This window comes from Cytobacillus oceanisediminis (assembly GCF_003182355.1).
Lineage (GTDB): Bacteria > Bacillota > Bacilli > Bacillales > Cytobacillaceae > Cytobacillus > Cytobacillus oceanisediminis_A.
This window is the reverse complement of record NZ_QGTW01000024.1, coordinates 1-11,949: the sequence shown is the minus strand read 5'-3', so window position 1 is coordinate 11,949 and position 11,949 is coordinate 1. Positions and strand designations below refer to the sequence as shown.

The window sequence follows — 11,949 nt, the reverse complement described above, 5'->3', positions numbered from 1 at the left end:
ATGAAGCTTCATTCCTTCCGCAAAAAAATTCCAATAATTTTATGAAACCTTTTACCAGTTTAACCGTTAATAGTATTATGCCAATTTTTTCAAAAAGACAGAAACGTATCGTCAGGTGACAGGACTTTTAGACGAGATATCGAATATATAAATGGTTGAAGTAATTTTATTAGATTTAATAAATGCAAAACGCATGAGATAGATAAGGAGAGGTTTTACATGGATCGGAATCATATGCACCCTACGATAGAGAGGGTATTGGGGAATATTGAGAAAGTAATGATCGGTAAACGGGATGTAGCTGAGTTAAGCTTGGTGGCGCTTCTCGCGGAAGGCCATGTATTGCTGGAGGATGTTCCAGGTGTCGGAAAAACGATGATGGTGCGTGCGCTAGCGAAATCTATTGGTGCAGCATTCAAGCGTATACAGTTCACACCTGATTTACTTCCTTCAGATGTAACAGGTGTATCCATCTATAATCCAAAGGAAATGGAATTCCAATTCAGGCCAGGTCCAATCATGGGCAATATCATTTTAGCAGATGAAATCAACAGAACTTCTCCCAAAACGCAATCCGCGCTTCTCGAGGGAATGGAAGAAAGCAGCGTCACAATTGATGGGGTAACACACGGCCTTGAAAAACCGTTCTTTGTTATGGCGACACAGAACCCGATTGAGTATGAAGGAACATATCCGCTTCCGGAAGCACAGCTGGATCGTTTTTTATTAAAAATGAAGATGGGCTATCCCGGGGTTTCGGAGGAAATGGAAGTGCTTAACCGGGCGCAGCGGATTCCGCCAATTGAAGAACTGGAGCCCGTCATAGATTTGGCGGAGCTCCGTGAGCTGCAGAATGAAATCAAGGAAGTCCATGTTGATGATACAATAAAACGATATATTGTGGATATTGCCAGCCGGACTAGAACGCATAGCAGTGTGTATTTAGGGGCGAGTCCGCGTGGTTCGATTGCTTTAATGAAAGCGGCCCAGGCATACGCATTTATGTATGGACGCGATTATGTACTCCCGGATGATATTCAGTATTTGGCACCAGCTGTGTTTGTCCACCGGATTATTTTAAAATCCGAGGCAAAGTTTGAAGGCATTACGGCGGATGAAGTAGTGGAACGTGTTATTGCCAGGGTTCCAGTCCCTGTTCAAAGGTTAGTGAAGTAATATGAACCTGGTGTTTAATACGCTAAAAGGTGTTTGGAAACTAATCATTTTATTCGTTCTTATTCTCCTCACCTTTTCCTATGCCATGTTTCAGGGAGGGTTTGTGAGCTGGTTTCTATTTTACAGTTTTCTTCCTTTTGCTTTATATGCGCTCGCTTTATCTTTTTATTCCTTAAACGACTTTCAAGTGGAAAGGGTACTGCCTAAAACGGAGTTCAATGCAGGTGAAAATGCTGTCATCACATTGAAAATAAGGAGGAAAGCTGCAGTTCCATTATTATATTTGGTTATCGAGGATGGGATGAGCGAGCAGCTCCTTTATTCAAAGCAGGGGAAAAGGGCAAAGCGGTTTTTGTTTCCCGGGTTCCAAAAGGAAATTTCCGTGCAATATCAAATAGATAGTTTGCCGAGGGGGGAGCATTTCTTTACCTCTATTCGCATTATAACAGGGGATTCGCTTGGTTTAATTGAAAAAGAAAAACAGGTTCGTGCAGAGAATCGAATGATTGTTTATCCGGCTTATGAGGAGATCATCTATAAGCCTTTGGCACATCATTATGATCAGGGAATGACTGCCTCAAAAGAGCGGGTGCAAAGGGATACCTCCATGGCGATCGGCATAAGGGAGTATCAGCCGGGAGATCGGTATTCCTGGATTAACTGGAAAGCGACCGCTAAGAGAAATGATATTATGACAAAGGAATTTGAACAAAGACAGTCTCATGATGTCTTTATTCTCATGGATTGTGAACCGGATAGCCGATTTGAAGCCGTTGTTTCTTTTACTGCATCCATTATAAGAGCCATTCTTCGAAAAGGAGCTCAAGTTGGCTTTCTGTCTACTGCAGCAGAACGGACTAATTTTCAGGTCAAGGGCGGAGAAGCGCAGCAGCTTCAGCTGTTTTATCATTTGGCCAAAATAAAGGGTGATTCTTCTGTACCGTTAGACCGTGTACTTGAAGCTGAAAGCTTTCTCTTGCAGCAAAACAGCCAGCTTATGCTCGTTACATCCAAATTATCAAAGGCTCTGATTGAGAAAGCCGGATTTGTCGCTTCAAAAAATGGCTCAATTACAGTCTTTTTAATAAAAGACATGCTTGAATCCCCTCTGCAGGAGGAAATTGCGCTAAAAGCATCAGCCAATTCAAGGGGAGTCCGGGTAATCATGGTTCATAACGGACAGTTTTCAGATGTATTTACGGGGGTGAGCAAAGGATGACATCTCAAAAGGTTCAAAAAGATCTTGCCACCTTCCTTCTTTATGTTTTGGGATTTTTACTATTATGGGAATGGCTGAGGCCACTTGAACAGCTAACAGATACATCGAATATAACAGTGTTTCTGGTATTTTTGATGTTATCTCTACTCATGTCTTTTTACAGTGTTTCCCCTTTATTAAGCGGCTTTATAAAAGTGCTTTATGTGGTTTATGTACTGCACTTTCTGTATTTTGAAGGTGCTTTCTTTCAAACATCCTGGATTTCGCCATTTTGGGAGGACCTGAAACACAATTTTAGTCTTATTGCTGATAGAGATTGGCCAAGTATAACCAACCTGTTCAGGAGTTTATTATTTTTTGTTTTGCTTGGGCTGATGACCTATTTAATTCAATACTGGCTCATAAGCCGCAGGCAGATTTTTATCTTCTTTTTCATGACGCTGATTTATATAACCGTTCTGGACACATTCACCCCGTATGTGGCAAATGGGGCAATTGTCAGAACAGTTATTGCGGGCTTTGCTGTCATGGGGATATTGACTTTTTATCGCCTTCTGGACAAGGAAGGGATTAAGAAAGAAGTCTCCCTATCCCGCAAATGGATGGTTCCACTTGCATTGCTGATAGCTGTAAGCGCCGGCTTGGGCTTTGCGGCTCCAAAGGCAGAACCAATGTGGCCGGATCCGGTGCCATTTATAAAATCTTACGGACAAAACAGCGGCGGAGATGGATCGGGTATCCAGAAAATCGGGTATGGTGAAGATGATTCACGTCTAGGCGGCCCTTTTATTGGGGATAGCGGGGTGGTTTTTAGAGCAGAAGTGGAGTCACGCCACTATTGGAAGGTGGAGACGAAGGATACATACACTGGTAAAGGGTGGGTTACCTCTCAGCCGGAAGAAGAATTCCTTCCATTTGGAATGGGTGAGGATATTCCTGTCTCATCGTTTATCGACAATGATGCAATTGAGACAACCGAAGAAACGAGCTCTGTGTATACTTTTATGAATTACCCACACGTGGTTTATCCATTAGGAGTTAAAAGTATAGATGCTCCTCCGTTTATTACGTATGAACTCGAAACGGCTACTGAAAAAATCCGTACTCTCGATGGCGGCCGTCCTGTCGCGTTAGATCAATACAAACTGAGGTTCGAAGTGCCGAAATACAGTGTCACCGCCCTAAAGTCAGCAGAAACTAACGCAGGGGTGCTGCCTGATGAATTTTTGGCAAGATACACACAGCTGCCTGATGAACTGCCAAATAGAGTCAGGGAATTGGCGCTTGAAATCACCCAGGATAAAACCGATTGGTTTGAAAAAGCCAGAGAGCTGGAAAGGTATTTCCGCAGGTCGGAATACAATTATGACCAGCAGGACGTGGCTGTCCCGGATGAAGATGAGGATTATGTTGATCAATTCCTTTTTGATACAAAACAGGGCTATTGCGATAATTTCTCCTCTTCAATGGCGGTCATGGCCAGGTCGATTGGATTGCCTGCCAGATGGGTCAAGGGCTATACCGAGGGAGAATTCCAACAGTCTACTGGTTCGGGGCTTCGTTTGTTTGAAGTGACAAATAATAATGCCCATTCATGGGTTGAAATTTATTTTCCTGAAATCGGCTGGGTTCCGTTTGAGCCTACCCAGGGCTTTAGCAATAACATTCAATTTAATTTTGATAATGCAGGCCAAAATACGAACCAGGCTGAAGCAGAAGAGCCGAAAGAGACAGAAACGCCTGTTAAGCCAGAAAAGCCTGAAGAAAAAGTCGCGGATGAATCCTCATTCTCCATAAAAGAGGTTTGGGAGTCAGTGAAGGCTTTCTTTGCTGACAACTTGAAAGTAATCGGAATAGCGATATTGACTGTGGCATTACTGATCTTTATGCTTTACCAAAAGCGCGGCAAATGGCTCCCGCATTATTTTGTCTTGAGATTTAAACAGACGGAAAAGGATGAACACTTTCCTAAAGCATATTTAATTCTTTTAAAGGAATTGGACCGTTACGGCCTAAAGAGGAAAAATGGCCAAACCTTAAGAGAGTATGCCAAATATGTGGACAGCTTCTTTTCTACGAAGGAAATGAGCCGATTAACATCACGCTATGAGGAGCTTATTTACCGGGGTGTCCTGAAAGAAGGAAGCTGGACTGAGACGAAGGAATTGTGGGAAAATTTAATTAAAAAGACAATGGCTTGACCAGAAATTAAGCGTGTTGTTACAATAGGCAAATAAGACAGCGGCCAAAAATCCTGCACAATGTTCGGTTTTTGCCGTTTATACAACTAAATCATGCAACCTTCATATATCCTCGATAATATGGTTCGAAAGTCTCTACCGGATCGCCGTAAATGATCTGACTATGAAGGCAGAATATGCTTTTTGCTAAATGTAAAAACCGGAATTCTGCCTTCACTTTTTTTTGTGGGGAGAGTTTCGGTTTTTTTTATATGTTGGATTGCAGGAATTTATTTTTTTCTAGATATTTTATATGCAGGAGAGAACACTAAAGGTAATATCACAAATTTAATGAGGTGAACAGCGTGACGGGGAAAACAGAACTTCAAAATCAAGAGATGATCGTAGTGCTGGATTTCGGAAGCCAGTATAATCAGTTAATCACACGCAGAATCCGTGAATTGGGCGTATACAGTGAATTGCATCCGCATACGATTACTGCTGCAGAAATTAAAGAGATGAATCCAAAGGGAATTATTTTCTCCGGCGGCCCTAACAGTGTCTATGGGGAGAATGCTTTCCGCTGTGATGAAGAGATTTTTGAACTGGGCTTGCCGATCTTCGGGATTTGCTATGGCATGCAATTAATGACGATGCATTTTGACGGTAAGGTGGAGCCGGCCAAGCACCGTGAATACGGCAAGGCAGTTCTTAAGGTTGAAAATGAATCAAAACTATTTGCAGACCTGCCTAGGGAACAGACTGTTTGGATGAGCCATGGGGACCTGGTAGTGGAAGCCCCGGCAGGCTTTACTGTTGACGGAACAAACCCTTCTTGTCCGATTGCTGCAATGAGCAATGAAGAGCGCGGGTTATACGCTGTGCAATTCCATCCGGAAGTACGCCATTCCGTTCATGGAAATGATATGCTGAAAAACTTTGTATTTGGTGTTTGCGGCTGTAAAGGCGATTGGTCCATGGAGAATTTTATTGAAATTGAAATGGAGAAAATCCGCCAGGAAGTCGGCGATAAAAAAGTTCTTTGCGCTTTAAGCGGCGGTGTTGATTCCTCGGTTGTTGCTGTTCTCATCCATAAGGCAATTGGCGACCAGCTGACATGTATCTTTGTTGATCATGGTTTGCTGAGGAAAGATGAAGCGGAAGGCGTCATGAAGACGTTTGCTGATGGCTTTAATATGAATGTTATAAAAGTGGATGCCCAAGAGCGTTTCATGAACAAGCTTAAAGGTGTCAGCGACCCGGAACAAAAACGTAAGATTATTGGCAACGAATTTATTTATGTATTTGATGATGAAGCAACCAAGCTGGAAGGCATCGACTTCCTTGCACAGGGAACACTTTACACAGATATTATTGAAAGTGGTACGGCTACTGCTCAAACAATTAAGTCTCACCATAATGTTGGCGGCCTCCCAGAAGATATGCAGTTCAAGTTGATTGAGCCGCTGAACACATTATTTAAAGATGAAGTGCGTGCGCTCGGAACAGAGCTTGGAATTCCGGATGAAATTGTATGGAGGCAGCCATTCCCTGGGCCTGGCTTAGGCATCCGTGTACTTGGAGAAATTTCTGAAGATAAGCTTGAAATCGTACGAGAATCTGATGCAATTTTGCGTGAAGAAATTAAAAAAGCCGGACTGGACCGAGACATTTGGCAATATTTCACTGTCCTGCCTGATATTCGCAGTGTTGGTGTTATGGGCGATGCCCGGACATACGATTACACAATTGGCATCCGTGCTGTTACGTCCATTGATGGCATGACATCCGACTGGGCGCGTATCCCGTGGGATGTACTTGAAATCATCTCTACAAGGATCGTCAATGAAGTATCACATGTAAACAGGGTTGTTTACGATATTACAAGCAAGCCGCCAGCAACAATTGAATGGGAATAAATACGAACGATATGAGAAAACGAACATTAAATTGTTCGTTTTTTCTGTTGACTAGGACTTTTTGAGGTGTTAAGATAAAGATGAAGTAAATATGTCGTATTACGTCGTATAATCTTGGGGATATGGCCCAAAAGTTTCTACCGAGCTGCCGTAAATAGCTTGACTACGAGGTAAGTGTTGCAAATAGGGACTCTGATTTTAGCTATTATACCTTTTCCTATTTATCCCTATTTGTCCACGAACCCTGTTGTCAACGCTCCGGTAACCCTCGGAGCGTTTTTATTTGGTCAATTTGGTAACCATATAAACAGACATTTTTAGGGGGAAGAGCAATGAAGAAGTACTTCCAGTTTGATGAACTTGGAACAAACTATCGCCGTGAATTTATCGGCGGCCTTACAACGTTTTTAGCCATGGCATATATACTAGTGGTTAATCCGATTACCTTATCGTTAATGGATATCCCAGATCTGCCAGATGCCATGAGAATGGATTATGGTGCTGTATTCGTCGCCACTGCTGTCGCAGCAGCGATTGGTTCTTTATTGATGGGAGTAATAGCAAAATACCCAATAGCGCTAGCGCCGGGAATGGGCTTAAATGCGTTCTTTGCCTATACAGTTGTTTTAACAATGGGGATCCCTTGGCAGCATGCTTTAGGCGGCGTCTTGATTTCAGGAGTTATTTTCATCCTATTAACGCTCACAGGCTTACGCGAAAAAATTATCAATTCAATACCAGCGGAATTGAAGTATGCAGTTAGTGCAGGTATTGGTTTATTCATAACATTTGTTGGTGCTCAAAGTGCTGGGCTAATTGTAAATAATGATGCTGTCCTTGTTGGACTAGGAGATTTTACTGATGGGAATGTACTGCTGGCTATTTTTGGTATAGCAGTGACAGTCGTTTTAATGACAAAAGGAATTAACGGCGGAATTTTTATCGGTATGGTCATCACAACGATTGTGGGAATGATTGCAGGGTTGATTGATATTCCTGGCAAGATTGTGGATTCCGTTCCAAGTGTGGCTCCTACTTTTGGAGCAGCGTTTGAAGCTTATGGAGATCCTTCCTTCTTTTCAACAAGCATGCTGGTTGTGGTATTAACATTTTTATTTGTCGATTTCTTTGATACAGCGGGAACATTAGTAGGAGTAGCGAACCAGGCAGGCTTAATGAAAGACAACAAATTGCCGCGGGCAGGAAAGGCTTTATTCGCGGATTCTGCCGCAACTGTAGTGGGAGCAATCTTTGGAACATCTACAACAACATCATTTATTGAGTCATCATCTGGGGTGGCGGCAGGTGCAAGAACAGGTTTTGCTTCGGTTGTAACAGCAGGACTTTTCCTGTTATCACTATTCTTCTTCCCTCTTTTGGAAGTCATCACTTCAGCTGTTACAGCTCCGGCATTAATTATTGTAGGTGTATTAATGGTCGCTTCATTAGGGAATATCGATTGGAATAAATTCGAGGTTGCAGTCCCTGCTTTTCTAACGATTATTGTGATGCCATTGTCTTACAGCATTGCTACAGGCATTGCGGTCGGATTCATTTTCTATCCGATTACAATGATTGTAAAAGGAAGGACTAAAGAAATCCATCCGGTTATGTATGTTTTGTTCGTAATCTTTATTCTGTATTTTATTTTCTTAAAATAATTATTTGATTTGGAGATCCGCGTCTTAAAAATGCGGGTCTTTTTTTATTTAGCCAAATAAATAATTCAATCGTTGACTTCCCGGACAGGCTTTAATACCATGAGAGTACATTTGTTTAATGGGCGGGGAGAAAAGAATGGGAGAGTATAAGGTAAAAAAGGTACTTAATAATAATGTCTTAATCGGCAGCCATGAATCGTTCGGCGAAGTCGTCCTTATTGGGAAGGGCATCGGCTTTAATCAGAAACCTGGGCAGCCAATCGATTCTGCTTTGGTAGAAAAGCTCTTTGTGCTAAAAAATGAAAAAGAGCAGGAAAATTACATTAAACTGATGCCATTTGTTGATAATGAATTGCTCGAGGTAATCATCTCCTCTATTGAATTGATTAAACAACGATCAAGCTCGGTACTTAATGAGCATATCCATGTTGCTTTAACAGACCACCTGATGTTCGCCATAACACGCTTAAAAAAAGGAATGGAAATGAAAAACCCTTTTCTTATTGAAACAAAAGCCTTATATCCCTTTGAATACGAGGTTGCCCAGGAGGTTGTAGGCCACATTGGACAGCGAACAGGCATCTATTTGCCTGAAGGAGAGGTAGGCTTTATTGCCCTTCATGTTCATAGCGCTGTCATGAACCGCAATCTATCCGAGGTCAATCAGCACTCCCAGCTTGTAACCCATCTAGTCAATATGATTGAGGATCAGTTAGATATTAAAATTGATAAAGATAGCATAGATTATATGAGGCTTGTTCGGCATATTCGTTTTACTATTGAACGTGTTAACAAAGGTGAGCAAGTAGAAGAACCAGAAAAAATAACTTCTCTCTTGAAAGAAGAATACCCGGTATGCTACAATCTCTCATGGAAGCTCATTAAGGTAATGCAGCAAACATTAAAAAAACCAGTTTATAATGCGGAAGCGGTTTACTTGACCATGCATCTGCAGAGACTTCAAAAGAAAATAAATTAGTCATTATTGTGTCTTGTCTAGCTACAGGCGCCAACGGCTCGAGGTCATAAGCCAATCGGTCAAGAAGGTAAAGAACAACATCATGCCCGCTTGTCTTATGCTTGTCTTATGCTTGTCGCTGTTAAGCGGGCGCCTTACGCTTTCGTCTTTACGTGTTACTGATTCGATCAGGCATGAGTGAAGAAAGGTAATTGAATTTAGGCAAATAGGGTAAGATACCCTTGTATACGCCTAAGTTCTATCCTTTTTTCCTCATGCCTTTTTTATTTGTTTTTAATGCTTGCGGCAATGAAATGAAAACGCTTAATGAGTAAAAATAATAGGGGGTTAACTTATGTTTAAAAAAGTATTTGGCGTCCTGCAAAAAGTCGGGAAAGCTTTAATGCTTCCGGTGGCGCTATTGCCCGCTGCGGGAATCTTGCTTGCTTTAGGTGCGGCGCTGCAAAACCCGGCGCTGCTTGAATTGGCACCTTTCCTGGATAACAGCGGGGTCTCGATTGTCGCTCAGGTCATGCAAAAAGCGGGCGATATCGTCTTTGCCAACTTGCCTGTGCTATTCGCAGTCGGTGTAGCTGTTGGATTGGCTGGCGGTGAAGGGGTAGCGGCACTGGCTGCCATCATCGGATATTTAATTATGAATGTCACAATGGGTACAGCGGCAGGGATTACTGCAGAGGATGTAAATGGACTTAACTATGCGAATATCTTGGGAATTCCAACTCTGCAAACTGGTGTGTTCGGCGGTATCATCGTCGGTATTATTGCCGCAGCTCTTTATAACAGGTTTTATGAGATTGAACTGCCATCTTATTTAGGGTTCTTCGCCGGTAAGCGTTTCGTTCCGATTATCACAGCTGCAACAGCGGTGGTCCTAGGATTGCTAATGCTTGTAATCTGGCCGCCAATCCAGTCTGGATTGAATGCTTTTTCGCAAAACATGGTTCATGCAAACTTAACACTTTCAGCATTTATCTTCGGTTTAATTGAACGTTCATTGATTCCTTTTGGATTGCACCATATTTTCTATTCTCCATTCTGGTATGAATTTGGCCAGTATGTAACAAATGCGGGTGAAACTGTCCGCGGTGACCAGCGTATCTTCATGGCGCAGATCAGCGATAATGTTCAAGAATTGACAGCCGGTACCTTCATGACTGGTAAGTTCCCGTTCATGATGTTCGGTCTTCCGGCAGCTGCGTTAGCGATTTATCACGAAGCACGTCCTGAAAAGAAAGTTGTAGTTGGCGGACTTATGGCTTCTGCAGCATTGACTTCATTCTTAACAGGTATTACTGAACCGCTTGAATTCTCATTCTTATTCGTTGCGCCTGTACTATTTGCCGTACACGCAGTGTTTGCAGGTCTTTCTTTCATGACTATGCATCTATTGGATGTTAAAATTGGTATGACGTTCTCGGGTGGTTTAATCGACTACATTTTATTCGGCTTAATCAACCCTCAAACAAATGCTTGGATCGTTATTCCGGTTGGATTAGTATTTGCGGTTATTTATTATTTCGGTTTCCGATTTGCCATTCGCAAATTTAACCTGAAGACTCCAGGCCGTGAAGAGGTAGAAGATGAAGAAGAGATTGCTTCCGGCAAAGGGGGAGACCTTCCATATGACGTTCTTGAAGCAATGGGCGGACAAGAAAACATTTCTCACTTAGATGCTTGTATCACTCGTCTTCGGGTATCGGTAAATGACATTAACAATGTAGATAAGGATCGTCTGAAGAAATTGGGCGCTTCCGGTGTATTGGAAGTCGGAAATAACATACAGGCTATCTTTGGACCGAGGTCTGAGACTATTAAAGGGCAAATGAAAGATATTATGAGCGGCAAAAGACCGCGAGTTGTTGAAAAGGCTCCTGAAGGCGGAGTTGAACAGCAAATTGAAGAAGTAAATCCTGAAGCGCTCCAAACCGAGCACAAGGAAGACCTTTTCGTTGCTCCAATCAAGGGTGAAATCAAACCTATTACAGAAGTTCCTGACGCGGTATTCTCAGGAAAAATGATGGGTGATGGATTTGCAATTGTGCCTACAGAAGGAACAGTAGTTTCACCTGTAGATGGAAAAATCGTTAACATGTTCCCGACCAAGCATGCAATCGGCATTCTCTCAGATTCTGGCCGTGAGATCCTCATCCATGTGGGTATTGATACCGTTAATCTAAAAGGCCAAGGCTTTGAAACGCTGGTGGCTGAAAACGATCGTGTTGAAGCGGGGCAGCCACTATTAAAAGTAGATCTTGATTACATCGAGAAAAACGCTACTTCTAAAATCACGCCAATCGTATTCACGAACCTTGAGCAGGGTGAAGCAGTAACGATTAATAAACCAGGAGCTGTAGACCTGAAGGATAAAGACATTATTACCATCTACAAGCAGTAATATATTATATAGAAGAAACCAGCCGTAGATTTGTGGCTGGTTTCTTCTACTATAAAGGTGAAAGTGCATTGGGCTGAATTTCGCATGGTTAAAATAACCAATTACTTTTTATAAATATTTTGTTGACCATCTGGGCACATGGGTGTTAGTATATATAAACAGTCGCTGACTTGTTAGCAACGATTTAAATAAATTTAAAAAAGTTGTTGACGACGCGATTAAGAAATGATATATTAATAAAGTCGCTTTTGAGCGGTAGAGTAAAACTTGCTCTTTGAAAACTGAACGAACAAAAACGTCAACGTTAATTCTTTAGTCTTTTTTAAAAAGACAACTTATGAGCTTAATCAACTCTTATATGGAGAGTTTGATCCTGGCTCAGGACGAACGCTGGCGGCGTGCCTAATACATGCAAGTCGA

General features: G+C 42.1%; 7 protein-coding genes, 1 rRNA gene and 2 riboswitches. All 8 genes read left to right on the top strand.

The features are described from left to right. Nucleotides 1-219 precede the first annotated feature (219 nt). Complete coding sequence (locus DFO73_RS26740; protein ID WP_110067701.1) at nucleotides 220-1,176, top strand: AAA family ATPase; 957 nt, start codon at nucleotides 220-222, stop codon at nucleotides 1,174-1,176. Between the two features lies 1 nt (nucleotide 1,177). Continuing rightward, the gene (locus DFO73_RS26735) at nucleotides 1,178-2,395 is read left to right on the top strand and encodes a DUF58 domain-containing protein (protein WP_110067700.1); all 1,218 of its coding nucleotides are present in this window, start codon (nucleotides 1,178-1,180) and stop codon (nucleotides 2,393-2,395) included. Beyond that, nucleotides 2,392-4,596 (top strand): transglutaminase TgpA family protein, encoded by a 2,205-nt coding sequence (locus DFO73_RS26730; protein ID WP_110067699.1) that lies wholly within the window; start codon nucleotides 2,392-2,394, stop codon nucleotides 4,594-4,596. Before DFO73_RS26735 ends, DFO73_RS26730 begins: the two co-directional genes overlap by 4 nt. An 82-nt stretch (nucleotides 4,597-4,678) precedes the next feature. Beyond that, nucleotides 4,679-4,780: riboswitch (purine riboswitch) on the top strand. A gap of 193 nt (nucleotides 4,781-4,973) precedes the next feature. Then, a complete protein-coding gene (gene guaA, locus DFO73_RS26725; protein ID WP_181396151.1) occupies nucleotides 4,974-6,494 on the top strand; it encodes a glutamine-hydrolyzing GMP synthase in 1,521 nt (506 codons plus the stop codon). 84 nt (nucleotides 6,495-6,578) lie between these two features. Then, nucleotides 6,579-6,680: riboswitch (purine riboswitch) on the top strand. 146 nt (nucleotides 6,681-6,826) lie between these two features. After that, nucleotides 6,827-8,155: an NCS2 family permease gene (locus tag DFO73_RS26720; RefSeq protein WP_110067697.1), complete on the top strand. Its 1,329-nt coding sequence runs from the start codon at nucleotides 6,827-6,829 to the stop codon at nucleotides 8,153-8,155. Nucleotides 8,156-8,291: 136 nt separating this feature from the next. Next, a complete protein-coding gene (glcT, locus tag DFO73_RS26715; RefSeq protein ID WP_110067696.1) occupies nucleotides 8,292-9,134 on the top strand; it encodes a glucose PTS transporter transcription antiterminator GlcT in 843 nt (280 codons plus the stop codon). 334 nt (nucleotides 9,135-9,468) lie between these two features. Next, nucleotides 9,469-11,529 (top strand): glucose-specific PTS transporter subunit IIBC, encoded by a 2,061-nt coding sequence (gene ptsG / locus DFO73_RS26710; protein ID WP_110067695.1) that lies wholly within the window; start codon nucleotides 9,469-9,471, stop codon nucleotides 11,527-11,529. A 355-nt stretch (nucleotides 11,530-11,884) separates the two neighbouring features. Beyond that, nucleotides 11,885-11,949: ribosomal RNA gene (locus tag DFO73_RS26705) — 16S ribosomal RNA — on the top strand; the annotation flags it as partial.

What these genes read in the sequence shown, in the direction of transcription:
- DFO73_RS26740 (WP_110067701.1), top strand. Translation starts at nt 220, where the DNA reads ATGGATCGGAATCATATGCACCCTACGATAGAGAGGGTATTGGGGAAT.
- DFO73_RS26720 (WP_110067697.1), top strand. Translation starts at nt 6,827, where the DNA reads ATGAAGAAGTACTTCCAGTTTGATGAACTTGGAACAAACTATCGCCGT.
- guaA (WP_181396151.1), top strand. Translation starts at nt 4,974, where the DNA reads ATGATCGTAGTGCTGGATTTCGGAAGCCAGTATAATCAGTTAATCACA.
- ptsG (WP_110067695.1), top strand. Translation starts at nt 9,469, where the DNA reads ATGTTTAAAAAAGTATTTGGCGTCCTGCAAAAAGTCGGGAAAGCTTTA.
- glcT (WP_110067696.1), top strand. Translation starts at nt 8,292, where the DNA reads ATGGGAGAGTATAAGGTAAAAAAGGTACTTAATAATAATGTCTTAATC.
- DFO73_RS26730 (WP_110067699.1), top strand. Translation starts at nt 2,392, where the DNA reads ATGACATCTCAAAAGGTTCAAAAAGATCTTGCCACCTTCCTTCTTTAT.
- DFO73_RS26735 (WP_110067700.1), top strand. Translation starts at nt 1,178, where the DNA reads ATGAACCTGGTGTTTAATACGCTAAAAGGTGTTTGGAAACTAATCATT.